This is a genomic window from Pseudoalteromonas sp. CO342X, assembly GCF_004208915.1.
Classification (GTDB): Bacteria; Pseudomonadota; Gammaproteobacteria; order Enterobacterales; family Alteromonadaceae; genus Pseudoalteromonas; species Pseudoalteromonas maricaloris.
The window spans coordinates 343,786-369,738 of the sequence record NZ_SGPH01000016.1; the positions used below are offsets into that span (position 1 = coordinate 343,786).

Consider the following 25,953-nt stretch of genomic DNA (forward strand, 5'->3'; position numbering starts at 1 on the left):
AAGCCAATCACCGTCAGTTTGACTGCGCTAAATTTAATCACTAGAAAATACTCGTGTTGTAAATTTAGGCAAGAATAAAAAGAGAATGAAAATATGGAATTAGGCGCGCTAAGACACGATTGGACACATGAAGAAGTAAAAACACTGTTCACCATGCCTTTTAACGACTTACTTTTTTATGCAGCAAGTATTCACCGCAAAAACTTCAATCCCAATGAAGTTCAAATCTCCACTTTGCTGTCTATCAAAACGGGTGCCTGTCCTGAAGATTGCAAATACTGCCCACAGTCAGGTCATTACAAAACGGATCTTGAACGTGAGCGTTTGATGGAAGTGGAAAAGGTTGTAACTCAAGCTAAGTTGGCGAAAGAAAAGGGCGCGACACGTTTTTGTATGGGCGCCGCTTGGTCTGATCCAAAAGATAGAGATATGCCTTATATCGCCAAAATGGTGAAAGAAGTTAAAGAGCTAGGCCTAGAAACCTGTATGACTTTGGGTAAACTGGATAATCAAAAAGCGCACACGCTAAGAGAAGCTGGCCTTGATTATTACAACCATAATTTGGACACCTCACCTGAATACTACGAGCAAATTATCACGACAAGAACTTATCAAGACAGACTTGATACCCTTGATCACGTCAGAGATGCAGGAATGAAAGTGTGCTCTGGTGGTATTGTAGGAATGGGAGAGCAGGCATCTGATCGTTATGGCTTGCTGATCCAATTAGCAAACCTGCCAAAACAACCAGAAAGTGTACCGATTAACATGCTTGTTAAAGTTAAAGGTACGCCACTTGAAAATGTTGATGATCTCGATCACTTTGAATTTATCCGTACTATCGCGGTTGCGCGTATCATGATGCCACACAGTTACGTGCGTTTATCTGCAGGTAGAACGGCGATGAATGAACAGATGCAGTCTATGTGTTTCTTCGCTGGCGCTAACTCAATTTTCTATGGTGATAAGCTATTGACCACGGAAAACCCAGAAGCAGACGCCGATATGAATCTCATCAGAAAACTTGGGATGAACCCTGAAAAACGTGAAGATTATTCGGATGAGGCCTATGAGGCATCGTTAAGCTCTGCAATTGCAGACAAAGCGACATCAGAGCTATTTTACGAAGCCAACTAATCAATGTCATTTGAGTATATTCAATCTGCCTTAGCAGCCCGTCACGCTGAAGGGTTGCTAAGAAAGCGCATAGTGGTTGAAAAGGCCTCTGCAAGTAGAATAAAAATTGCTGATCAGCAATATATTAACTTTGCCAGCAATGACTACCTGGGACTTGCAGACACGTTGGAGTTTAACACGCTTGCATGCACTGAAGCCGGAAGCCGAAGTTCGGCGCTTGTTACGGGTTATCTTGATATTCACCGTCAGCTCGAAGATAGGCTTTGTAGTGTTTTGGGTTATGATGCAGCACTGTTATTTCCAAGCGGTTTTGCTGCTAATACCAGTGTGTTAAAGGCATTGTTCACGCCCCAAGAAAAGCAATTAAGCGCTGCGGTGTTCCAAGATAAGCTCAACCACGCCAGCCTGTTAGACGGTGGTTTAGCGGGCAGCGCTAAGTTTGTTCGCTTTAATCATAATGATTTGACGCACTTAAGGTCTCGATTAGAAAAAACCAAAGCCGACAGTAAACTCATCGTCACTGAAGGGGTGTTTTCTATGGATGGAGACCAAGCGCCAGTACCTGAAATCAGTGTGCTGGCTAAGTCTCATTCTGCGTGGCTGATGGTAGACGATGCTCATGCGTTTGGCGTTGTGGGAGCGCAAGGACTTGGCACGATTGAAAGCGGCATTAAACCTGAAATTTTGGTGATCACCTTTGGCAAAGCGATGGGCTGTCAAGGAGCTGCGGTATTAGCAAGTCATGATGTGATAAATTACATGACGCAATTTAATCGTGAGTTTATCTATACAACGGCGCTGTCACCTATTATGGCAAGCGTTGCATTATGCCAACTAAATAAATTGCTTGTTGCATCTGAAGCGAGACACAAATTACAAGTAAATATCGACTATTTTAGGTCGTTAGTTGCTCAAACCAACTTATCTCCCATTCCAAGTGGTACGGCTATACAGCCTCTTGTGTATGGAAGCAGTGAAAATGTATTAGCGGCGCAACATAAGCTAAAGGAAAAGGGGCTTTGGGTTGGCGCTATTAGGCCACCAACTGTGCCGCAAAATACCGCACGATTGCGAATAACAATAACGGCACAGCACAGTCACGAAGATATAGACAAATTGGTTTCGGCCTTAGTGGAGGGAGCATGAGCAAAGCACAAAAGACGCAAACAGCAAAGTGCTTTTCAAAAGCCGCGCAATCATACTCTCAACACGCTAACGTGCAAAAACAGGCCGCAGATGTACTCTTTTCACGTTTAACACAGCAAAATAGCGAGCTTGGTGCGGTGCGTATGTTTCCTCGGTTGCTCGATTTAGGATGCGGGCCACATGAAAACTTTCATAGATTAAACGCTTTCACGAATCATTATGTTGGAGCGGATCTTAGCTTGGCTATGTTAGCAAGCGCTGAAAATACGACAAATAGTGTTTGCTGTGATATGGATAAACTCGCTATTCAATCAAATTGTATCGACTTAGTCTTTAGTAATTTTGCAATTCAGTGGTCTAATTCCCCGCAAGCGTTGTTTGCGCAATTGTATGAAGTGCTAAAAAAAGAAGGGCGAGTGTTGCTAAGCTCCGTGCTAGATGGGTCGTTAAACGAAATTGATAGCGCATGGCGAGCCATCGATCAGTGTGGCCATATTAATTCATTTTATTCGCTGTCTGCACTTAAATCTTTTGCGCTACAGGCCGGGTTTGCTGTGACTTGGGCGGATGAAGCGTTATTGATTGATACTTATGACACGCCGTTAAAGGCGTTACGCTCGGTAAAAAATATCGGTGCCAACGATGTAAAAACCGCTTCTCGCCGACAAGGTTTGTTAGGCAAATCAGCCTACGCTCAGCTGCTGAGCAGCTACCCTGAGAGTAAAAATGGTTTTGATGTCAGTTATCAAGTCGGATTTTTGGAGTTAAGGAAATGAATCAAGCATATTTTGTAACTGGGACCGACACTGAAGTAGGTAAAACCTATATTTCTACTTTATTACTAAAACTGTTAGCCAAGCACGGTAAAAAGACTTTTGGCTATAAGCCGATTGCGGCAGATGCTGAAGAGGCATTTGGTGAACTAGTGAACGTTGATGCTATCAGTTTAATGGAAGCTGCGACGGTGCACGGTACTTACGAGCAAGTTAACCCATTTTGTTTTGCACCACCAATTGCCCCGCATATTGCAGCCAAACAGGTAAATGTTGACATCACAGTTGATAAGCTACATGAGCGCTTTAGTGAAATTCAGCAACTGGGCGCTGAGTATATATTATGTGAAGGTGCCGGTGGCTGGGCATTGCCCATTAACGACAATGAATATCTGTATGATTGGGTCTCCAGAGCACAACTTCCCGTTATTTTAGTGGTTGGCATGAAGCTAGGCTGTTTGAATCATGCGTTTTTAACGGCAGAATCTATCAAGCAAAAAGGACTGAATTTGGTTGGGTGGATAGCAAATCAGATTGACCCTGAAATGTCTGTATTTGAAGAAAACCTTGAAAGTTTAAAGCTTCGCCTAGACTGCCCGCTGCTTGCAACAGCGCCTTACAGTGAGGGCACACCAAAGCTACAGCTTCGCTCAGCGTTACTCGAGTTGTTTGAGCTTAAATCAGGTACCAGTTAATATTAAATAACCTAAACTCGGGATAACAATTTGTTCTCTAGCAGCTGTTATTCCTTACTACTGCGTTAAATTTGCTTGCAATAGGCCAGCTATTGACGCACAAATTTGCCTTGTATTAAGAAATAACTTCTGGCTAGAGTGATATTACGCTTTTTAACTTAGTGATTTTAGTGGATTAACTAACTTCTTATCCCGAGTTCAGGCTAAATAAAGCGGCTTCTAATAGTAGTAAGCCGCTTTGAGTCTGTTAATTACAACCTTTTTGAATGGTTTGTGTTGTCACACTGACCTCAAAGTCATTGTAATCGTTATCGTTTTGATCTTCCCAACGTTGGTTGGTACCTGAGACTTGGTACTTGGTTGATAGTGTATTGCTGTTACCATCGATAGCGAGCACATAGGTAAATGATTGTCCTTGAAGGATGTCATAGCTGCCGGCACTGCCGTATTCATCAAGCAATTTAATATATTGGCCGTTTACTTTGATACCCCAGTCATTATTGAATAATGAGTCTTCTCTGACGAACGCGTAATTGATCCGCGTATAGTTGTCAGGCACACATGCGGTTTCATTGTCGAGTATGTTTCCCGATAGGGTTTCATTGCCTGAGGTATTGCTCACGCCTGTTACGCTCAAAGAGAGTTCCCGATCGCCAGTGTACTCAGTATCGTCTATTGTTGCTATTTGAATGGTAGCAGTTGTGCTGCCCGCTGGTATTACCAATGAGGTAGGTGGTGCTACGTAGTCATCTGATTGTGTTGTCACATCATTGACCGCCACCGAAAAGCTGACGTCCTGCTCGAAGGCTTTACCTAAGGTAATTTGATAGCTAAGGTTACTTCCCTCATAAACCGCGTTTTCAATACTCGTTAACGTAAAAGACGGTGGCGAAGGAGGAGTTGGTGTACCGCCGCAACCAGAAACGGTATAGCATGTACTGCTGCCATTTGGGCTATATGCAAGGTCATTTACTCGTATTGGTAATGTATTGATATAACAGGTGCTTCCTGTATCAGGGTTTAATTTATAAATCGCGCTTTTGTTGGTGTGTCCGGCGTCATTAATGATAACGCGACTGATAATAAGCTCTCCGTTACTATTAAGGCTTGCCCCTGTAACGGCAGTTAAGTCGTGATCAGATAATTTAGTCACAGAAAAGTCGTTGGTATTAACTTGGTAAACGGCTGCACTCGTGACTAGGATTAAGCGACCATTATAAAACTCAAGATCGCCGCGGTATTTTCCCGCCAATGAGGGGAGATCCGAGAGCTTAGTTGCGTCGCCTGTGTTTTTATCTATGCTGTAAATAGAATCGTAGCTCGTTCCAATGAGTCTATCGTTTGTGCTGTCATATGCCAATCCCACCAAATAAGCCGTTCTACCAACAATGGTATGAGAGGTTCCATCAAAATATGCTAGTTGAATATAGCGATGTTTTTTACCTTCAATGGGAATATCTGCGTCAGCTGGTAAGTTTAGATGACTGGTATCAACTTTATAGTCGATTGGCCTTGGTGCGGATGCATAGTACCAACGTGCACTGCTAGTATCATAGGCGAGTGCTGCCGAACTAAAGGCAGCTAAACTATTGGCGCTGGCTTGTCCTGCACCTTCATCTAGGCCAAACAAAATACCAATATCGCCGCGGCCAGCGTTAATACCAAAAACCTGACCTGGGCAACTATCTGCATAGGTGTATGTGGAAAGTAATGTTGAGATTAAACCAAGTGTTGTGAGTGATGCTTTTAACATAGCAGGAACCCTAAAAAGTTTACGTCCTGTAACTTAAAACAACACAAAGCAATGTCTTCGCAATTAAGTCCAACTCAATGCGATGACTTAATCCTTTAAGGCGGGCGCTTCCATTATTGACTTTGCAATCTAGCGCTATAATTGATCGTAATTTACACTTTTACAACAGTGAAATAATTAAAAAGTATTAATTATTTGATTCTTGCCTATTTTTAAAGTTTGGTAATAATGACTCAACGATTTCTTTTGCTGAGATGGTATAGCGTACGCCAGAGAACATCACTGATGCGTTTTCATCTATCCCTGTAATGCCCGTTAACGTCCAGCCTTCACCTCTCTCTGGGCAGTAAACCTTTGTCGTTGGGGGGATAACGGTGAACTCTTGACTCATATTCATTCTCCAAAAATGCTAAATTATAAAGTAATACAAGCGATCATAATATTGAAGGTGTATTTGCTGCAATCAGTGCTACCATTGCACCAGATACTTAGACCTGAGCATTTTATGGAATTTGAAACACCAAGGCTAGTCATCAGACCTATAAGGCACAAAGATAATCCGCAGTTATTAGCGTTACTTAATTTACCGCAGGTAAAAGCGTATAACGATTACGGCGACAACCTCACTGAAGTAGACCTTAAATGCATGATCCAAATGGATATTGAGCGTCAATATGAAGGCAGGGGTGGACGCTTTTGCCTCGTGTGTAAAAGCACTAAAGCGGTGATTGGATGTATTGGTTTCTATCACGAAGACGCTGATATTGAGGGCCTACATATTGGCTATGAATTACTACCTGATTATTGGGGTAAAGGCGTGATGTTTGAAGCTTTACGTTGTCTATTTGCAAACGAAAGCCAGATTGAGTTTGAGCTCAATGTGGTTTTGGCGCATGTATCGGCTGATAATCACCGTTCATTAAATCTACTCAAGCGTTTAGGGTTTAGCGCTGTTGGAAATAATCTGTATAAAATTGAGCTATAAAAAAGGGCAACTTAATCGTTGCCCTAGTATGAATGTGAAAAGAGTTACGAAAGTGCTCGAATTCTCTCATCAAGTGGCGGGTGAGAAGCAAAGAAGTCTGCAATAGACTTACCTGACGCAATACCAAAAGCCATCATTGAGCCTTCTAATTGCGATTCATGGTTGTGCTTCAAACGCTCTAGTGCTGAACGCATTTTTTGCGCACCGACTAAATCTGCTGCACCTTTATCTGCTGCGAATTCTCGTTTACGACTAAAGTAAGCGACAACAACAGACGCCAAAATACCAAAGAGGATCTGGAATATCATATCAAAGATAAAATATGTCCAGCTTCCACCTGATTCTTCTTCATCGCCATTCAAGAAGTTATCAACAATCCCCGCCAATACTTTAGCGAAGAATATAACAAAGGTATTTACAACACCTTGGATCAAGGTAAGCGTAACCATGTCGCCATTTGCAACGTGCGACACTTCGTGCGCAAGCACTGCCTCTGCTTGATCCTGATTCATATTTTGGAGTAGGCCAGTACTTACAGCAACTAAGCTGTTATTTTTACTCGGCCCGGTTGCAAACGCATTCATTTCAGGGCTGTCGTAAATCGCAACTTCTGGCATTGCAATTCCTGCTTTTTTAGCTTGCTCTGCGACAGTAGAAACTAACCAATGTTCAGTTTCGTTTCGTGGTTGCTCTATAACATGGGCCCCTGTAGATTTCTTTGCAATCCACTTAGACATGTAAAGAGAGATAAAAGAACCACCGAATCCAAATACGGCAGCAATAACCATAATGCCTGTATAGCTTCGGCTAGAAATACCAAACACAGACATTAAGACAGATAACACAATTCCTAACACAAGCATCACTGCTAAGTTAGTGATAAGGAATAAGATGACGCGTTTCATTTTGACCTCGTTAGACAAAAATAAGGAACTAAGTAACTTTTCCCAAGCACTTGCTTATTACACTAGTCCTAGATGCTTTATATGGTCAGAAGTTCAAAAGCACAAGTAAATTCGTATTAATATTAAATAAAGAACACATCATACAGCTTATTGACTAACAAGTTTCAGCTTCTGAGATAGGGAATGCAACATCTGGTCAACAGAGCTATGCTCATTGCTTAACCCTTCTAATAAGGTCATAAAGTAGCAATCCATCATAACGGTTGCTTTTAACTCATTGTATTCCTGCTCACTGAATAACAAGTGTTTGAACAAATTGAGTTGTCCCGTAAAGAATTCGCTATGCCAAATAATCCCACAAAGCAGCTCTTTACTGAAATCTCTATTGCTAAGATAAAAAGCAAATAAATACTTTGCATAGTGGCGTAACTTTAAGCTGGCACTATGCTGCTCATCTGTTGCTTTCGCTTCATTAATTAGTTCATCTATTTGGTTATGCATTGCGACTTTGAGCATGTCGAGCTTAGTAGGGAAGTGAGAGAAAACCGTTCCCGTTGCCACGTTTGCTGCTTGGGCAATTTGCCGAGTAGTGGTGTTTTCAAAACCATTGTCTTGAAAAAGTTGCCAACTAGCACTGAGAATTTTATTGTACGTAATTTCTCTTTTTTTCATATGGTTACCTTTTTATTTGCGAAGAGAGTGTAGCACAATTCCAGATTATTTAAGAGATAAAGTTTGCAAATAATGAGCGCGCTCATTATTATAATTGAGCATGCTCATTAAATTTCAATAGGAGTTGTTATGCAATATTTGAGCTTATTCATCGGATACATTCTGTTCATCCCTTTTATCTTTTTTTACAGCTATATTCTTGGTCCAGCTTTAAAAATGGTGCTGATCCCAGGTGGTCTGGCGGTGTTATGCTTAATTATGGGTCCTAAAGCGTTTTTCTCTCACTTTAAGCGTGCGAAAGCATTAAGTATTGAAGAATTGGTGGTGTCTAAATAACTCAGGGTGCCATCGCGTGATAATTGCAATAAGTTGATTCTTCGCATTAAAGACGAACTCAGGTATAATGCCCGCAGCTAAGGTGTGAAGGACCTTAGCCCTGTATCGTTCAAAATTAGTCGAGGAATTATTATGACCGTTGGCATCATTATGGGCTCAAAATCAGACTGGCCTACAATGCAACATGCAGCTGAAATGTTAGATAAATTTGGTATTGATTATGAAACTAAAGTAGTTTCAGCTCACCGTACTCCACAGCTTTTAGCGGATTATGCTTCGACAGCAGCAGAACGTGGGATCAAAGTTATCATTGCCGGTGCTGGCGGTGCTGCACACCTACCGGGGATGGCGGCAGCATTCACAAGTCTGCCTGTACTTGGCGTTCCAGTAAAATCAAAAACGCTAAATGGCGTGGACTCATTGCTATCAATTTGCCAAATGCCTAAAGGTGTTGCGGTAGGTACGTTAGCGATTGGCGACGCTGGTGCTGCAAACGCAGGTTTGCTCGCTGCTCAAATTTTAGGTTGTCAGCAGCCAGAAATTTTTGCAAAAGTAGAAGCGTTCAGAAAAGAACAAACAGAAACTGTACTAGCTAATCCAGATCCTGCGAAATAACATGAATATTCTTGTTTTAGGGGCGGGACAGTTAGCCCGTATGATGAGCCTATCGTCAACTCATCTTGATATAAAAGTGTTGGCCTATGATGTTGGCAGCCAAACGGTAATAAACCCCGTTACCTTTGCAACAACACCAGAGTCATTACAGCAAGCCATTGACAATGCTGATGCCATCACTGCCGAATTTGAACATATTCCACATGATGTTTTAGCGCTTTGCGAACAAAGTGGTAAGTTCTACCCTGGCGCAGAAGCAATAGCCACAGGTGGTGATCGCGCGAAAGAAAAAGCACTACTAGATAAAACATCTGTGCCTTGTGCTCCTTTCAAAATCATTACTGATAAAGCGCATTTCCTCACAGCGATTGATGAGTTAGGCATGCCTTTGGTCGTTAAAACCTGTCAGGCAGGCTATGATGGGAAAGGGCAATGGCGAGTAAAATCAGAATCTGAAATAGACAATACTTGGGCCGAAATGTCCGAGTTTTTGCAAGCAAGCACTGAAGCACAACCTCACTCTATCGTTGCTGAAAAAATGATACCGTTTGACCGTGAGGTGTCGATTATTGGTGTGCGTGCTAAAAATGGCGAATGTAAAATTTATCCTTTGACTGAAAACCAGCATACCAATGGTGTACTGACCCTATCAATCGCTGGTAAAGAGAAAGCAAATATTCAAGCGCAAGCGGAAGACGCATTTGCGAAACTTGCGAATGCACTCGATTATGTTGGTGTACTTGCTATTGAGTTTTTCGATGTTGAAGGTCAATTATTGGTTAATGAAATAGCGCCAAGGGTACATAACTCAGGACATTGGTCTCAACAAGGGGCCCATGTAAGCCAGTTTGAAAACCATATTCGTGCCGTTGCCGGTTTGCCGATTGGTGATACAAGCCTGCTTCGCCCAACCGCGATGATTAATGTGTTAGGGCAAAGTCACATTCCATCGCAAGTTCTTGCTGTCTCAGGGACAACCAGTCACTGGTATGGCAAAGATGCGAAACCGGGCAGAAAAATGGGGCATATCAACGTGTCAGCTGACTCACTGCATAAGTTAGGTGAAGCACTGGCAGAGCTTGCTGACATCTTGCCTGAAGCAGACTACCCTGGGGTTATGGAAACCGCTCAGCAATTAATTTTGAATTAGTACTACTGTTTTTAGCAAAAAAGGTCCATTGTTAACTAAAAACCTAAGCTTATGATAACTATTGAGTTAACTCATTCTTTATAACAGAGCTCAGGGTAGATATAAAAAATTTATTTTTTTTACTGTTATTTTTGGAACTCTTTTCTGATAGTGCGGTCTACTATTGTGAGGCGCGGATAGGCCTCATTTCATACTCGTTGTCCATCAACGACTATGTGAGCGCAGAGAGTATTTGGCCAGCATCCCTATGCTGGCCTTTTTTTGTCCCACCCATCGTGCTTTTAATCTTAAATCTGTCGATATTCCGCTGGCTTTCTGCTTAAATTAGGCAAATTTAACTATTATAAGAAAGTCACATGTTGAAACTCTCTCTTATCTCGATGGCCGTCGCTTCAGGTTTATTCCTTTCTGGTTGTCAAACCACTGAAGTCAGCCCAAAACCACAACAAGTTGAAACCAATTCACCAGTCCCACAAATCGTTGCGACTCCTGTTGATTTCGGTGGTGAGCAGATCACCTTAAAACAAGCAATGGCGCATCCTGATTGGTTGGGAAGACAACCAGAAAGCGCATACTGGGGAGCTGATAGCAAAACCGTTTTCTATAAGCGTAAGCAAGCTGGTTCAGAGTTAAGAGATCTATTTAAAGTCAGTAGCGCACAAACAAGCGAAGCGGTTTCGCTGTCAGATTTGCATGCCGTTGGTGCTGCAAACGCGATTTATAATAAAGGTCGAACGCTACAATCTTATGAATTTAAAGGCAACATATTCGTTAAAAACCTGAAGTCTGGCGCTTTGACACAAGTTACTCATTCTTCGGACTATGAGTATGCACCGCAATTCTTAAGTGATAACCGATTAGCTTACCGTTCAGGCAATGCGCTATTTGCGTTCGATTTAGCCACTGGCTTAACCAAAGAGCTGGTAAAGTTACATTTAGCGGATAAGCCTGAAGGGGTGAAAGAGCCAAATGGATATATCGCTGAGCAGCAACACAAACTGATTCAATTCGTTGCGCTAACGCACAAAAACAGCAAAGATCGAGAAGCAAGAAATCAAGAGATAGAAGCAAATAACGCAAGTATCCAAGATAATCAGTTTTATCTTGGTAAAGGAAAAACGCTTATCTCAGTTAGCTTAGCACCGACAGGTGACAAGTTAATGGCCGTGATCACAGATGATAAACCAAGTCGTTCCGATTCTGACATCATGCCTAACTACGTGAGTCAAAGCGGTGACATTGATCCGGTAAAAGCTCGCCGCCGCGTTGCAGACACTAAACCAATGAATTCTGATGTTATTTTCATTGATTTAGCAAAATCAGAGCAAGTCACGCTGAGCTATGATACTTTGCCGGGCTTTGATGAAGATGTACTAGCCGAGGTGAAACGCGAAAATGCTAAGGCAAAAGGTGAATCATATAAGAGTGAAAAAGCACCTCGTGATATCAACTTGATCGACACATGGGGCTGGAGTCAATCCGCTATCCAATGGAATAGTGACGGTTCTCAAGTCGCAGTGATGCTTGGTGCTTGGGATAATAAAGACAGATGGTTAGCGACGGTTGATTTTGATAAACAACAATTCGTTTCTCAGCATCGCCTACACGATGATGCATGGATCAATTATACCTACAATGATTTTGGTTGGTTAAGCAACCAAGACGCGTTGTACTATCTTTCTGAGCAAACTGGATATAGCCAGCTTTATGTTAAGCCGCTTAACGGCAAAGCAAAAGCAATGACTTCAGGGAAGTTTGTGGTTTCTGAACCAACCTTAACCCACGATAGTCAATTTGTTTATTACAAAGCAAATAAAGATCACCCAGGTTTATACGAAATTTATCGCGTCAATTTAGCAAGCGGTGAAGATGAGCAGTTAACCGATTTAGATGGCCTGACTGATTACCAGCTAAGCCCAGATGAGCAAAAGCTGTTGTTAACTCACTCAAAAATCATGATGCCTCCTGAGCTTTATGTGGCGGATGCAGCGCCAAAAGCAGCGGTGTCACGACTCACTAATACGGTCTCAGATGCGTTTTTAAATAAGAAGCTAATTGCACCTAAGATTGTCGCGGTTCCTTCAAGCCATCAAGGTGAGCCTGTCTACGCAAAAGTATATTACCCGGCAGATTATCAAGAAGGCGAAACAGGTAAAAATCGTAAGGCTGTGATCTTTAACCATGGTGCGGGTTATTTGCAGAACTCTCATATGGGTTGGTCTAACTACTTTAGAGAGTTTATGTTCCATTCACTTCTCGCGAGCGAAGGCTATGTCGTCATGGATATGGACTATCGTGGCTCTAAAGGTTACGGTCGAGACTGGAGAACGGCAATCTATCGTCATATGGGTAAACCAGAAATCGAAGATTTGGCAGACGGTGTTGAGTGGATGGTGAACAACGCTAATGTTGACCGTGGTGCTGTAGGTACTTATGGTGGTTCATACGGCGGCTTTATGACATTTATGGCGCTATTTACTCAGCCGGATCTATTCCAGGCAGGCGCAGCTTTACGTCCAGTCACCGATTGGGCCTATTACAACGACCCGTACACCTCAAATATCCTTAATCGCCCAGATGTAGACCCAATTGCATACAAACGCAGTTCGCCTATCTATCATGCTGAAGGTTTGAAAAACAAGCTTCTGATCAATGCACCTATGGTTGATGATAACGTGTTTTTCCAAGATGTTGTGCGCTTGGTGCAACGCCTGATTGAGCTAGAAAAGGAAGACTTTGAAACGGCGATTTATCCAGTTGAGCCCCATGGCTTTAGACAGCCATCAAGTTGGTTGGATGAATACCGTCGTATATACAAGTTGTTCAAAGAAAACTTGTAATCAAATGGGTGGATAAAAAGCCAGCTTAAGCTGGCTTTTTTGTTTTATAAAATAAATAGATAACAGCTAAAACCACACCACCAACTGCACCAAATAGATGTGCTTCAATGGCGACTCTCGAGTCTATCAGTTTGGCTACATCTGTGCTTGCACCCGCATATTGCTCCCAACATACCTTTGCCCACACACCAATAAACAACAGATATCCAGTTGTTAGCTTGCGCTTAATATCTTCAAGTGCTCCCCATACTATAAGCCCATGTAATAAGCCACTCAAACCTGTATATACAACGATGTTTAGCGAAAATAGCAAAATCATGAGCCCGGTAAAGAGGCCAAGGAAAAGCACATTCAGCCAATATTTTCTTAGAGTTGTATATTCGGCATGTAATAGCCAAATAAATAAGATCCCAAGCAGGTTTAGCATCAAGTGATACCAATTGCTATGGGTAAACTGACCGCTCAAAATACGCCATATTTCACCATCAGCAATTGCGTTTCTGTCGAAATCTAAGTGCGGGCCAAGCCCGAACAACATCAGTATTGTTGACAATATCGCCAAAGACGCAGGGCCAATGAGATATTCTTTGTTCGTTGGAAGTTCAAACATACGATTTCACGTTATTATTTTTGCATATTGTGCCTAATTGCTTTTATGATGCCAAATATAAGACGTAAGCAAAGTGGGTATTATGAAACATACACTTGCATCACTAACCGTGATTGCCGCATTCAGCTTTTCAACCAACACCTTAGCTGAGCAACAAAAAATCGAAATTAGAGAGCCGGAAGCCGCAACAGGTTTCCAATCTAAAGAAGCACGCACCGCAGAAAAGTACATGGTCGTTGCTGCCAACCCCTATGCGAGTAAAGCAGGTCAATTGATGCTCTCTAAAGGGGGAAGTGCGGTTGATGCCATGATAGCGACTCAACTTGTGCTTACATTAGTTGAGCCGCAATCTTCAGGCGTAGGTGGGGGGGCTTTTATCCTGCACTACGACAAGAAAAGCAATGAATTAATTAGTTTTGATGGAAGAGAAACTGCACCAAAACTTGCCGGCCCTGATCTGTTTTTAGATGATACGGGTAATGCGGTTAGATGGATTGAGGCTGTGGTGGGCGGTCGCTCTGTAGGTGTGCCAGGCATTCTACACGCGTTTAAATCAGCACATGACAAATACGGTAAACTGCCATGGCAGGAATTATTCAAACCAGCGATTGAATTAGCTCGAGACGGATTTATCGTCTCTCCACGTTTAAATATGCTGCTTGAGAAAAAACTCAACCCAGGTTTGACAAAGCTCAGTCCCGCAAAAGAGTATTTCTATCCGGATGGTAAAGCACTACAACCAGGGACCCTTAAAAAGAATCTGCCTTTGGCAAACCTATATTACAAAGTAGCAACGCAAGGGATCCAAGCCTTTTATGAAGGGCAAAATGCCACCCAATTAGTGGAAGCTGTGCAAAAGTCTGAAATCGCACCTGGCAAATTGGCGCTGAGCGACTTAGAACATTATAAGAGCAAAACCCGAGACGCTATCTGTACGGAATATCGTGTATATAAAGTTTGCTCTATGGCACCGCCTAGCAGTGGTGGTATTGCCGTTTTGCAAATGATGAAACTGCTTGAACCGTACGACCTAGGTAAGTTTAAGGCAAATGATCCAGAAGCCTTGCACCTCTTTACTCAAGCATCTCGCCTAGCGTTTGCCGATAGAGATTTTTACGTTGCTGATCCTGATTTTGTTGAAGTGCCAGCAAAAGCATTGCTTAACGAACAATATCTATTAGGCCGTAGCAAACTTATCGGTGAAATGGATAATCACGACTTTCCAGTAGGCGACCCAACTTCGGGCACACTCGCTTATGCTATGGATGATAGTTATGAATTACCTTCGACCAGCCATGTGTCGATTGTAGATGCAGAGGGTAATGCCATTTCTATGACAAGCTCGATTGAAATGGCATTTGGCTCGACGGTGATGGTCAACGGATATTTACTCAATAACCAATTAACCGACTTTGCGCTTTCTCCAAAAGTAGGGGATAAATGGGTCGCTAACCGGGTAGAAGCAAACAAACGCCCAAGAAGTTCTATGGCACCTGTAATGGTATTTAACAAAGACGGGTCGCTTAAATTGATAGTCGGCTCACCGGGTGGCAGCCGTATTATCAACTATGTTGCTCAAACCTTAGTTGGTGTACTGGACTGGGGGTTATCTGTTCAGGCTGCGATTGATTTACCAAAAATCACCAATCGCAATAAGTACACAACGCTGGAAAAAGGCACTGAGCTGACAAAACAAGCACCTTACTTTGAGAAAAAAGGCCATGAAGTACAGATCCGCGACTTAAACTCAGGACTACATGCCATTGAGGTTCGTGGAACACATTTAATCGGTGGCGCAGATCCAAGAAGAGAAGGTGTTGCACTCGGTGAAAGCAGCGAATAAGCCGTGGTTTCTTAAGTGCTTTTAGGCTATAATTTTGCGTTCCAGAAAAATGCGTTTAACGTGCTCTGGAGCGCGTTAATAATGGTCTGATGAGCACTAAATTCATTGTAATTTAATCCTTTTCGACAATAATGAACCCTTAGACTAAAAAATTAGTGTCAAGCTTGTAAATATGACTAAACAAACCGATCCAAATTATCTCTACATTCCCTATTCAGGTCCTACGCTATTAGAAACACCATTGCTTAACAAAGGGAGTGCATTCTCTCAACGTGAGCGTGAAAATTTCAACTTAGCAGGACTACTTCCTCCTCGTTATGAAACAATTGAAGAGCAAGTTGAGCGTTGTTATCAGCAATATTCAAGCTTTAGCGACAACCTAAACAAGCACATTTACCTGCGCGCTATTCAGGACAACAATGAAACGCTGTATTACCGCTTAGTACGTGATCATTTGGAAGAAATGATGCCAATCATCTACACCCCAACAGTAGGTGATGCATGTGAGAAGTTTTCTGATATCTATCGCAGCTCTCGTGGTTTGTTTATTTCTTATGAAGACCGCTATCAAATCGATGATATTTTGCGAAATGCCACTAAAGGCAAAGTAAAAGTTATCGTGGTGACAGATGGTGAACGTATTTTAGGCCTTGGTGACCAAGGTATTGGTGGTATGGGTATTCCTATCGGTAAGCTGGCACTTTACACCGTATGTGGTGGGATCAGCCCAGCTTACACGCTGCCTGTTATGCTTGACGTAGGGACAAACAACGAGAAGCTACTCAATGACCCAATGTACATGGGCGCTAGACACCCGCGTATCGGCCAAGCTGAATATGACGAATTCCTAGATCTATTCATTAAAGCGGTTAAACGTCGTTGGCCAAATGTGCTGTTACAGTTTGAAGATTTCGCACAACCTAACGCAATGCCACTATTGAAACGTTACCGCGATGAAATTTGTAGCTTTAACGATGATATCCAAGGCACAGCTGCGGTTACTGCGGGTTCGCTGTTAGCCGCTTGCCGTGTGAAAGGGGCCAAGCTCTCGGAACAAAAAGTAGTGTTTGTTGGCGCAGGTTCCGCTGGTTGTGGTATTGCTGAGCAAATTATTAGCCAAATGATTTCAGAAGGAATAACCGACGAGCAAGCGAGAAGCCAGGTGTTTATGGTGGACCGTTTTGGCCTTCTGACAGAAGGCATGGAAGGGCTAAGAGATTTCCAAGAAGCGCTAGTTCAACAACAAGCAAACCTTGCGGATTGGACATACAGTGGTGAATTTGCATCTTTATTAGATGTAATGCACTGTGCAAAACCAGACATCTTAATTGGTGTATCAGGTCAAGCAGGCCTATTCACTGAGCAAGTGATCCGTGCGATGCATGCAGGATGCGAACAGCCAATTATTTTCCCATTAAGTAATCCATCACGCCAGGTTGAAGCGCATCCAAAAGATGTGATTGAGTGGACTGATGGTCAAGCAATTGTTGCTACGGGAAGCCCATTTGAACCGGTAGTACATGGTGAGCAAACAATCATCATACCGCAATGTAATAACAGTTATATCTTCCCAGGGATCGGCCTTGGTGTACTTGCAGCTAAAGCGAACCGTATTACAGATAGCATGTTGATGGTATCTAGCGAAATGCTTGCTGAATCATCACCACGTGCTAATACCGGCAAAGGTAGCCTACTACCAGCACTAACTGAAATTGAACCGTTGAGTAAGCGCATTGCTTTTGCAGTTGCTAAAAAGGCAATGGAAGAGGGCGTTGCACTTGAAATGGAAGACGACGCAATTTGGGCAGCTATAGAGAAAAACTATTGGCTCCCTAAGTATAGAAATTACAAACGCTGTAGCGTCTAATTACTTTTACTGAGCTAAAACAGAAATCGCCGCCAACTCACATTGGCGGCGATTTTGTTTATCAATCACGCACAAAATTTGAGTGCACTACGTATTACTTCGCAAAGTGACAACTGCTCATTTTGTTAAAGTTTGTTACCCTGAAATCCAATTCAGTAGTTGTTAATTGAAATATGCTTGAATATGCAGGTATCACATTTTAGGAGCAAAAGATGCGAATTTTAACTGGCTTACTGGCATTATGTTTATCTGGATTTAGCTTTGCAGGCGCATTGCCTGACTCGCCGCATTTATATGTTAAAGGCACTTCATTTATTCAAGTACAACCCGATATCGCAACTATTCGTGTTGCCATTACCGAAAAGCAAAAGTCGCTGCCCACAGCTAAAGAAAACGTCGATAAGATTATGGCTAAGGCCATCGAAATCGCTAAACGCTTCGATATTAAAGAAGACGATATTCACGCAGATCAGCTGAATGTCTACAGACAGACACGCTACAATCGAGAATCAAACGAAGAAGAGTTTGATGGTTTTCGCGTAAGTCGCAGCCTGACTGTAAAACTTAAGGACATTAAAAAATATCCAGAGTTACTTCAAGAGTTTGTAGACAGCGGCATCAATCAGTTCAATAACACGGAATTTGGTGTTGAAAATGAAGGCAAGTATCTGCAAAGCCTCAAAAAAGCCGCCATCAAAGATGCAAAGAAAGCAGCTAAAGAGCTAGCAGGCGAGTTTGATGTTGAATTGGCAAAACTGTACTCAGTTTCATTCCAACCAATGCAAACGCCAGTTCAGCCTTACGTGCGCTCTGCAGCAATGGCGATGGAAGCAGATCAAGGCGCATACAAAAATGCGTATAACACAGGTGCAATTACATTAAACGCGGAAGTGTATGCTGTTTACTTAATTGAGTAATACTGGCTGTGAACTAATTAAACTTATACACTAAGCCCTCCATTGGAGGGCTTTTTTATGATCACCGGTTTATATGCGGCATTGCTGGCACTAATCTATATTAAACTCAGTTTTAACATAATATCACTCAGACATAGACACAAAGTATCGCTAGGAGATGGCGGTATCGATGAACTGCAAAGTGCAATACGGATCCACGGTAATTTTATCGAGTACACACCTTTCGTGCTGTTAATGATGTTGTTACTCGAAACTCAACAAATCAACCCATATCTACTTCATGCTTTTGGCATTGCTTTTTTGTTTTCTCGAATCGCACACTATGTTGCACTCGGTAAAACTAACTTTTCAATCAGAAAAGTAGCGATGGCGACAACATATGGAGTAATACTTATTTTAGCGTCATTTAACATCGTGTATTACTTTATCTAACTATGACAAAACATAAATTTCTGGTAACGGGTTTACCACGAACGGGCACAACAAGTCTGTGTATTGCTGCATTAGGTGCTGGATACAAAACAGCACACACGGCATACACAAGGCAAGCATTAGACTGTGCTGAATTTATTGCTGACACGCCCGTTTTCTCTGATTATGAAAAATTATATGCTCTATATCCTGAAGCCAAAATAATCCAGTTAACACGAGATTTTGAGCAATGGCTTCCCTCAATTAAGCGTTTGATGACGGCAATGAAAGAAAACTTACTGTCACAAAGAGGAGGCTTTAACGACACGATTAAGCGTTGTTATTTGGAAACTTTTTCTGATTTTGACAAACATTTTGAAGACGATGGTTATTGGCGGGATTGTTATAGCAAGCATCATGATAGGGTGCTTAGATTTGCAAAAATGAATCATATTCCTTTTATTACGGTCAACCTAACAGCTGCTGATGCCGAGCAAACGCTTGCCGAATTTATAGGCGTGACTCAAGAAAAAGTGACCATCCCGCATGTCAATATTGGTGGTAAAGTAACTGCATGGAAGTGGTTTTCACACTCCAATAAAGTGGAATCGACACGTAATGGCAAAGCAGATAAAGACACAGCGCTCTTTAGTATGTAAGTTCGCTCGAGCGCCTGAGTTTGTTATACTCACCACAAGCTGTATATACAAGATAGAATTATGTTTGAATTAAAATATCACACACCTTTTAGCTGGACTGAAAAAGTCCTAGCCGACTTTGATACCTTTCTTCAAGATCATGCCGCTGCAGAAAAAAAAGCAGCCGGAATGGCGATGGCAATGCTTGGTCATTACCCAGACAGGATCAAGCTAGTAAAAGCGATGGCAGATCTCGCAATAGAAGAAATGATCCACTTTAAACAGGTACTTAAAATCTTAACCGAGCGTGGAACGCTATTAGGAAACGACCAAAAAGACCCCTATATAAAGCAAATGCGCGCATTGTTCCGCCAAGGCACTGACGAATATTTAATTGATAGATTACTAATCGGCGCAGTAATTGAGGCTAGGGGCCATGAGCGTTTTTCTTTAGTTGCAGAAGCGCTTCCTGAAGGCAAAGAGAAAGACTTTTATGTAGCAATCGCCAAGTCAGAAGAAAAACACAAAAACCTCTTTGTGGAGCTCGGCTACGAGTACTTCGACAAATTAACGATAGATAACCGCCTAGAAGAAATTCTCATTGCAGAAGCGGATATTTGCAAAGGTATTCCATTTAGCGCAGCGCTTCATTAAAAGCAGCCACATGACTCGAGCCAATAAAGCCTCAACAAGTTACAGTGTGGCTTTATTGTCTCCCATATTTCTAAATACTTATTCAGTGAAGAGAACGGTTTCACTAGACACATCAATTAAGATTTCTAGTTTCGCCCAGTGCATTGTGTTCCATTGAATACTTTTGGTTTCAAAACGACTCATATTCGAAGCAACTAATATCGCAATAGTTATAAATCAACCAGACGAGTAACACTGAACCTTTGATTTTATAAGGGATTAGACTTTCCTCATCTAAAATTTATTTCATTTAACATAACGTAAATTATAGGATGTAATGAATTATGTGAGAAACCATATAAAGCACCCTGCTAATGTCCAATACTAGACGGTATCGGACATTAATAAAAAGTTTACTGTATTTTCTATTGAGCTATGGTTTCGCTTTTTATAGTATGTGGTTGAATTTGTAATTTGAAGTATCGACATATGGAATTTGTAAGACCGCTAGAACCAATCTTGATAATTGATGACGCTGTTGAGATCAGAGATTTTCTGACACAGATTTTGGAGAACTTAGGGTTTGAAGAAGTTTATGGTTGTGAAGACTTTGATTCCGCAAAGCCGCTACTAAAGCATAAACAACCCAGTGTTGTCTTTTTAGATATTGAGCTTCCCGATACAGATGGCACCGAAATTCTTTCCTACATCAACGAAAACTTTCCTGTGGCCCATGTCATCATGTGCTCTGGCCATAATAGTATGGAGAATGTTCAAAATACTTGGGAACTTGGTGCTAAGGGCTTTATCGCTAAACCTTTCAATGCACATAAAGTGGATTCGGTAATGAAGCGTTTAGAGCTGGTTACATGAATGAAGAAATAAAGAAACTTACCGATGCGCTCTCTACCGTTATTTTAGGAAAGCCTGAACAAATAAAACTCGCGATCTGCAGTCTTTTGTGTCGCGGCCATCTTCTAATTGAAGATTTACCAGGTATGGGTAAGACAACGCTATCTCATTCGCTTGCTGATGTGTTAGGTCTGACATATCGTCGCGTGCAATTTACGAGCGATCTGCTCCCAGCTGATATTACCGGCACTTCTATTTTTAACCGTGAACATCAGTCTTTTGAATTCCATCCTGGTCCAATTTTCAGCCAAGTTTTACTGGCCGATGAAATCAACCGCGCAAGTCCAAAAACTCAAAGCGCGTTGTTGGAGTCCATGGAAGAACATCAAGTAACCATCGATGGCGTAAGCCATGAGCTCCCTAGCCCATTTTTTGTGATTGCAACGCAAAATCCTCAGCATCAATCTGGCACGCATCCACTGCCTGAGTCACAACTAGACCGCTTTTTTATGCGTATAAGCTTGGGATACCCCTCGGAAATGGCAGAAGCGCAGCTAATTAAATTAGCTGGAAAAGCGAGAAAATTGACTCAAGCACCACAAGTAATCGATGGCAAAACACTGTTGGCGTATCAACAAGTTGTGCCTAACATTGTGCTAAGTGACGCTATTATTGATTACATCCTTCGCTTAGTTAATTACACACGCAGCTCAGGTCAATTTAGCGATCCTTTGTCGCCAAGAGCTAGCATTGCACTTGCAGCCGCTAGTCGTGCATATGCGTTTATTAGTGGTCGAGATTTCGTGATTCCCGATGACGTTCAAGCGGTTTTCACTTCAGTCTGTGCCCATCGACTTGGCGTCACCACGACGAATGAAGCTGAAGTTAAGACACAGGTTTTTCAAAACGTACCGGTACATTAAGCATGATTAACCGCTTGAAACGGAAAGTTAAGCAGCATATTTATAAACGACATCAACGCTCAGAAATACGGCTATCTCATAATAATATCTACATACTGCCATCCAAGGATGGCGGTTTTTTTATCGCTGTGGCTTTGCTTAATTTTGTATTGGGGATCAACTATCAGAATAATCTAATCCTTGCAGTGTCCTACATTATGGCTGTGATGATGATAGCCGCCCTATTTTTAGGTTTTTTTAACTTGAACAATACAAATGTCCGATATTTGGGAAGTAATGCTAATTTTAGCCCATATAGTTCATCTATTAGACTCAGTATTTCATCTAGCGCAGAGATCCAATCTCTCAGACTATCAAGTGAATACAACCAAACGGCTAACCATATTTCCAAAGTGAGTGATGAAAAAGTTCTCGAGCTAAGTGCCCCTAAATTACCTCGTGGCGTATATGATACGGGGGTAATTAAAATCCTCAGCTACTTCCCATTTGGCCTTATTCGTACCTGGTCGTATATAAAACCAAACGATGCTTTCTACGTGTACCCTACTCCATTGCCCGTTATAGACACAGAGTTTAGCTTCGGCAGTGCCTCGAATACTAGCCAAAGCATACAACAGAAAGAGCGTTCAGTTGAGTTCGACCATCTTTCTCAATATCAAAAAGGGATGAGTTTAAGCCGCGTTTCTTGGAAGCATTACGCCAAGACTGACCAAATGTTAATTAAACAGAATGCACCGGAGTCGGCCGATTTACACCGCATTATTTTCGATTATTCTAAGCTTTCAGGCAGCAAAGAAGAACGTCTGAGTAAACTCTGTACTATGGTGCTTGACGCCGACAAGCAACAAACAAGTTATGCCCTGTTATTGCAACAAAACAGGATCCCGTTCGGTCAAGGTGAAACCCATAAACTAAGTTGCTTGGAGGCATTAAGTGAATTCTAGCTTCCCAAAATGGTACTACAGCACATCACTATTTTTATGGCTGCTGAGCATTATTCTTGTTGATGATTTTGGTATCGGCTTTGTCGGGTTATGTACCGTTTTGACACTGTGGCAAGCATCCAGATTGGTGACTAAACCAAGCGTGTTAAGCATTCGTTTTATTAACTTGGTCACTTTACTCGGCGCCATTGCGACGGCCTCATTAATAGGTCTAAAAAACAGCGTGAATGTTTTTGTGGCTTTGATGTTGGTTGCATCGCTACTGAAACAAGTGCATGCCACGCAAGCCCGCCAATTTACACAAATATGTATTTTGAATTTCTTTACTTACCCGTGCTTATTTCTTTTTACACCAAGTATATTTGCAGCATTTTTGGTATTAATTTTGTTGGCTGTTAATTTAGCTATCATGCTTAACCTTGAGCAAAACCTAAGGTTCAAATCTGCGCTTAAGGTAAGTGCAAAGGGATTGGTATTGTTGCTGCCTGTGGCTACTTTATTAGTCGTTTTTTTACCAAAACTCCCGGCATTTTGGCAGTTACCTGCACCACAGAATCAAGCAAAAACAGGGTTATCTGAGAATGTAGATCCTTTCAATATCGCAAATTTATCACAGTCCAGCGACTTGGTGTTTCGGGCATCATTTGAGGACACTCAACAAACGGGACCTTTCTATTGGCGAGCAATTATTCATGATGAATTTGACGGGCGGCAATGGAAAGTCTCTGAGTATCAAGGTACCAATGTCAGAGCGTTGCCCAAAGAGCCGATTGGCGCAGCAACCATTATTGCGCAGCCAAGCCAATTACCCTGGTTGTACGCCCTGTCATACTCTTATTCGAAAAACGCTAAGTTGAATAGTAACGTGTTTGGCACGGTCTATTTGAAAGACCTATCAGCAAAACCTGTCGAGTATCAAATCGATTTCACTGACTTTGAACCCCAAGATTCGTTAAGGCCTTGGTATTATAGACGTAATACCGCATTACCTGACGGCATTAACAAAAAGGCAAGGCAACTGGCGCGCGATTGGGACAGTCAATCGACAACAACGAGCCAATTCATTGAATTAATGAAGCGCTATTTTTTGCAAAATGGTTTCGTCTATACCTTAACACCAACTACAGCCCAATCGAGCGATAGGATTGATGACTTTTTATTTAGCTCGTTTAATGGTTTTTGTGGTCATTACGCCTCTGCTGCGGCGTTTCTACTGCGAAGCGCGGGTATCCCCGCTCGCTTGGTATCTGGCTATCTGGGCGGTGAAAAAAATGATAATCAAGGCTATTACAGCGTTTATCAATATGACGCACATGCTTGGGTTGAATATTTTACACCGGGAATTGGCTGGCAACGCTTAGACCCAACTGCCTGGATTGCCCCAGAACGCATGACAGGGAGTCTTTCTCAGTTAGAACAATTATCGAGCGAGTTTAAAAGTGGTTTGGGCTACAGCTTTATTGGGTTGTCTAATTGGCAATCTATTAATTGGTTGCGATTACAGCTCGAGGAGCTTGACTATCAGTGGACTCGCGTCGTCATTAATTTTGACAAAGAAAAGCAAGGCGCACTGTTTAAAGAGTGGTTTGGGAGCAATGGGCAGCTTTGGGCGGGAGTATTTTCCCTGTTTATGCTGCTTTTGCTCTCAATTGCGCTATTTTACCTTAGCAAGCAGCTTACTCGGCATAAACGCCCTATCGAACTGGTCTATTACAATGCTATAGTGTCCGATTTCAAAGGGCAGCTAAGCGGCACTACGGCGAAACAACATATTGTTGAGTTATGTAAGTTGTTTCCTGAGTTAGATGCGTCGCTTTGGCAGTTTTATCAATTAATTGAAAAATCACAGTATCAACAAAAACCACTTAATAAACTTGAGCTTGGTGAGTTGAAGAGGTTGTATAAATCAATAAAAAGAAAGGCAAGAAAATAGTATGAATGCTGTTATTTTGGGCGTCTTGCTCATGCTGGGGTTAACCCTTTTTAGAATAAATGTAATTGTCGCCATGACCGTCAGTGCAATAGCGGCGGGCTTAGTTGCCGGTTTAGATTTGAAGACAACCTTAAACGCCTTTAATGATGGGCTATCTGGCGGCGCAGAAATAGCCTTAAGCTATGCCATGTTAGGCGGGTTTGCAGTTGCTATTTCAAAGTCTGGCTTAACTCAAATCCTCGCGCAAAAGCTGCTCAAATTGGTTAATGCTAATGATAGCGAAGGCTCAACGTTTTTAAGCATGTTTATAATGGTTATCATCTTGGCTTGCTCGATTGCGTCGCAAAACCTTGTGCCAGTCCATATTGCGTTTATTCCTATCCTCATTCCACCGCTATTAGTCGTACTGAACAAGCTGACGATAGACCGCCGTGCGATTGCGTGTATTTTAACGTTTGGCTTAGCGACCAGCTATATGGTGTTGCCATATGGATTCGGTGGCATTTACCTTTACTCTATTTTGCATAAAAACCTTGTAGACAATGGTTTAGAATTGGTTAAGTTCGACGTGCCATACGCTATGGTGATCCCTGCGCTTGGTATGCTGATTGGCCTGTTGATTGCCGTTTTCATTACTTACCGTAAAAAACGAGTTTATGAGGTGAGTCAACAGCAAAGTACTCAGTCAAACACAGTACCTGAAGGCCATGAAGCAACTAAAGTCATGATCGTCGGCGGCGCTGCGGTGCTGGCTTCTCTCATCGCACAAAATAACAGTGGCTCAATGATATTAGGAGGGCTCGTTGGCGTGATGATTTTTAGCCTCTTTGGTATTGTGAAATGGGAACAAAACTCCGATGTTTTCAGTAAAGGTGTGGCGATGATGGCAATGATAGGTTTTATCATGATCTCTGCTCAAGGCTTTGCCTCCGTCATGAAAGCGACGGGTGATGTGGCAAGTTTAGTAGCAAGCTGTGCCGATTTTGTTGGCGATAATAAACCACTTGCCGCTGCGATGATTTTACTTGTTGGCTTACTTATTACCATGGGAATTGGCAGCTCATTTTCAACCGTGCCAATCATTGCCACGCTATTTGTACCTTTGTCTCTAGAGGTTGGCTTTTCTGCTATGGCTACCGCCGCCTTGGTGGGAACCGCAGGTGCACTAGGCGACGCGGGCTCTCCTGCATCAGACTCCACACTTGGACCCACTTCTGGCTTAAATGCCGACGGCCAGCACGATCACATATGGGATTCCGTGGTGCCTACATTTATTCACTTCAACATCCCACTACTCTGCTTTGGCTGGATAGCCGCGATGGTGTTATAGGTTTATACATTCATGATGGTATCAAGGCTCCCCGCCTTGATACCT

At 42.3% G+C, this 25,953-nt stretch carries 25 protein-coding genes; 20 read left to right on the plus strand and 5 right to left on the minus strand.

Annotated features, from left to right (window positions below; translation table 11 throughout):
• Positions 1–93 precede the first annotated feature (93 nt).
• The 4 genes from bioB to bioD are packed head-to-tail and all read left to right on the plus strand — an operon-like array spanning position 94 to position 3,751.
• On the plus strand, positions 94–1,137 hold the full coding sequence (gene bioB, locus EXT47_RS08515) for a biotin synthase BioB (protein ID WP_010379433.1): 1,044 nt from the start codon (positions 94–96) through the stop codon (positions 1,135–1,137).
• A gap of 3 nt (positions 1,138–1,140) precedes the next feature.
• Positions 1,141–2,283 carry an 8-amino-7-oxononanoate synthase gene (locus tag EXT47_RS08520; protein ID WP_130126306.1) on the plus strand — a complete coding sequence of 381 codons (1,143 nt, stop codon included), beginning with the start codon at positions 1,141–1,143 and terminating at the stop codon, positions 2,281–2,283.
• The gene (locus EXT47_RS08525) at positions 2,280–3,059 is read left to right on the plus strand and encodes a methyltransferase domain-containing protein (RefSeq protein WP_039495853.1); all 780 of its coding nucleotides are present in this window, start codon (positions 2,280–2,282) and stop codon (positions 3,057–3,059) included. The genes EXT47_RS08520 and EXT47_RS08525 overlap by 4 nt, the downstream gene beginning before the upstream one ends.
• Positions 3,056–3,751, plus strand: a complete 696-nt coding sequence (gene bioD / locus EXT47_RS08530; protein ID WP_039495854.1) for a dethiobiotin synthase — start codon at positions 3,056–3,058, stop codon at positions 3,749–3,751. The genes EXT47_RS08525 and bioD overlap by 4 nt, the downstream gene beginning before the upstream one ends.
• A gap of 247 nt (positions 3,752–3,998) precedes the next feature.
• Here bioD and EXT47_RS08535 read toward each other — a convergent pair whose 3' ends face one another.
• Together EXT47_RS08535 and EXT47_RS08540 are read right to left on the minus strand one after the other, a co-directional pair.
• The gene (locus EXT47_RS08535; protein ID WP_130126307.1) at positions 3,999–5,504 is read right to left on the minus strand and encodes a hemolysin; all 1,506 of its coding nucleotides are present in this window, start codon (positions 5,502–5,504) and stop codon (positions 3,999–4,001) included.
• 187 nt (positions 5,505–5,691) lie between these two features.
• Entirely contained in the window at positions 5,692–5,895 is a 204-nt protein-coding gene (locus EXT47_RS08540) for a hypothetical protein (RefSeq protein ID WP_010604778.1), read from the minus strand.
• Positions 5,896–6,009: 114 nt separating this feature from the next.
• On the opposite strand from EXT47_RS08540, the gene EXT47_RS08545 reads away from it, so the two are divergent.
• Positions 6,010–6,489: a GNAT family N-acetyltransferase gene (locus EXT47_RS08545; protein WP_130126309.1), complete on the plus strand. Its 480-nt coding sequence runs from the start codon at positions 6,010–6,012 to the stop codon at positions 6,487–6,489.
• Positions 6,490–6,533: 44 nt separating this feature from the next.
• Here the strand turns inward: EXT47_RS08545 and htpX are convergent, their stop codons facing one another.
• Positions 6,534–7,394 carry a protease HtpX gene (htpX, locus tag EXT47_RS08550; protein ID WP_130126311.1) on the minus strand — a complete coding sequence of 287 codons (861 nt, stop codon included), beginning with the start codon at positions 7,392–7,394 and terminating at the stop codon, positions 6,534–6,536.
• A 147-nt stretch (positions 7,395–7,541) separates the two neighbouring features.
• Positions 7,542–8,066 (minus strand): TetR/AcrR family transcriptional regulator, encoded by a 525-nt coding sequence (locus tag EXT47_RS08555; protein ID WP_045963752.1) that lies wholly within the window; start codon positions 8,064–8,066, stop codon positions 7,542–7,544.
• 129 nt (positions 8,067–8,195) lie between these two features.
• On the opposite strand from EXT47_RS08555, the gene EXT47_RS08560 reads away from it, so the two are divergent.
• The 4 genes from EXT47_RS08560 to EXT47_RS08575 all read left to right on the plus strand — a co-directional run bounded on the left by EXT47_RS08560 (position 8,196) and on the right by EXT47_RS08575 (position 13,007).
• Positions 8,196–8,402 carry a hypothetical protein gene (locus EXT47_RS08560; protein ID WP_045963753.1) on the plus strand — a complete coding sequence of 69 codons (207 nt, stop codon included), beginning with the start codon at positions 8,196–8,198 and terminating at the stop codon, positions 8,400–8,402.
• 132 nt (positions 8,403–8,534) lie between these two features.
• On the plus strand, positions 8,535–9,017 hold the full coding sequence (gene purE, locus EXT47_RS08565; protein ID WP_010372883.1) for a 5-(carboxyamino)imidazole ribonucleotide mutase: 483 nt from the start codon (positions 8,535–8,537) through the stop codon (positions 9,015–9,017).
• Between the two features lies 1 nt (position 9,018).
• Positions 9,019–10,167, plus strand: coding sequence for a 5-(carboxyamino)imidazole ribonucleotide synthase (locus tag EXT47_RS08570; RefSeq protein WP_084204302.1), 1,149 nt, complete (start codon positions 9,019–9,021; stop codon positions 10,165–10,167).
• Between the two features lie 356 nt (positions 10,168–10,523).
• Positions 10,524–13,007, plus strand: coding sequence for a prolyl oligopeptidase family serine peptidase (locus EXT47_RS08575; protein WP_130126313.1), 2,484 nt, complete (start codon positions 10,524–10,526; stop codon positions 13,005–13,007).
• Between the two features lie 25 nt (positions 13,008–13,032).
• Here the strand turns inward: EXT47_RS08575 and rrtA are convergent, their stop codons facing one another.
• On the minus strand, positions 13,033–13,617 hold the full coding sequence (gene rrtA / locus EXT47_RS08580) for a rhombosortase (RefSeq protein WP_039495861.1): 585 nt from the start codon (positions 13,615–13,617) through the stop codon (positions 13,033–13,035).
• A gap of 82 nt (positions 13,618–13,699) precedes the next feature.
• Between rrtA and ggt the strand changes: the two genes are divergently transcribed.
• From ggt to EXT47_RS08635, 11 genes are all read left to right on the plus strand, one after another.
• Positions 13,700–15,460: a gamma-glutamyltransferase gene (gene ggt, locus EXT47_RS08585; RefSeq protein ID WP_039495862.1), complete on the plus strand. Its 1,761-nt coding sequence runs from the start codon at positions 13,700–13,702 to the stop codon at positions 15,458–15,460.
• Positions 15,461–15,632: 172 nt separating this feature from the next.
• Positions 15,633–17,327 carry an NAD-dependent malic enzyme gene (locus EXT47_RS08590; protein ID WP_039495863.1) on the plus strand — a complete coding sequence of 565 codons (1,695 nt, stop codon included), beginning with the start codon at positions 15,633–15,635 and terminating at the stop codon, positions 17,325–17,327.
• Between the two features lie 212 nt (positions 17,328–17,539).
• Positions 17,540–18,244: an SIMPL domain-containing protein gene (locus tag EXT47_RS08595; RefSeq protein WP_039495865.1), complete on the plus strand. Its 705-nt coding sequence runs from the start codon at positions 17,540–17,542 to the stop codon at positions 18,242–18,244.
• Between the two features lie 57 nt (positions 18,245–18,301).
• Complete coding sequence (locus tag EXT47_RS08600) at positions 18,302–18,676, plus strand: MAPEG family protein (protein WP_039495866.1); 375 nt, start codon at positions 18,302–18,304, stop codon at positions 18,674–18,676.
• 2 nt (positions 18,677–18,678) lie between these two features.
• On the plus strand, positions 18,679–19,314 hold the full coding sequence (locus tag EXT47_RS08605) for a sulfotransferase family protein (RefSeq protein WP_039495867.1): 636 nt from the start codon (positions 18,679–18,681) through the stop codon (positions 19,312–19,314).
• Positions 19,315–19,374: 60 nt separating this feature from the next.
• The gene (locus tag EXT47_RS08610; protein ID WP_039495868.1) at positions 19,375–19,947 is read left to right on the plus strand and encodes a tRNA-(ms[2]io[6]A)-hydroxylase; all 573 of its coding nucleotides are present in this window, start codon (positions 19,375–19,377) and stop codon (positions 19,945–19,947) included.
• 468 nt (positions 19,948–20,415) lie between these two features.
• Positions 20,416–20,799 (plus strand): response regulator, encoded by a 384-nt coding sequence (locus EXT47_RS08615; RefSeq protein ID WP_010372856.1) that lies wholly within the window; start codon positions 20,416–20,418, stop codon positions 20,797–20,799.
• Complete coding sequence (locus EXT47_RS08620; protein ID WP_130126315.1) at positions 20,796–21,701, plus strand: MoxR family ATPase; 906 nt, start codon at positions 20,796–20,798, stop codon at positions 21,699–21,701. Before EXT47_RS08615 ends, EXT47_RS08620 begins: the two co-directional genes overlap by 4 nt.
• A gap of 14 nt (positions 21,702–21,715) precedes the next feature.
• Positions 21,716–22,645, plus strand: a complete 930-nt coding sequence (locus EXT47_RS08625) for a DUF58 domain-containing protein (protein ID WP_226899395.1) — start codon at positions 21,716–21,718, stop codon at positions 22,643–22,645.
• On the plus strand, positions 22,635–24,578 hold the full coding sequence (locus EXT47_RS08630) for a DUF3488 and transglutaminase-like domain-containing protein (RefSeq protein WP_130126319.1): 1,944 nt from the start codon (positions 22,635–22,637) through the stop codon (positions 24,576–24,578). Before EXT47_RS08625 ends, EXT47_RS08630 begins: the two co-directional genes overlap by 11 nt.
• Before the next feature lies 1 nt (position 24,579).
• Positions 24,580–25,908, plus strand: coding sequence for a Na+/H+ antiporter family protein (locus tag EXT47_RS08635; protein ID WP_130126321.1), 1,329 nt, complete (start codon positions 24,580–24,582; stop codon positions 25,906–25,908).
• Positions 25,909–25,953 lie beyond the last annotated feature (45 nt).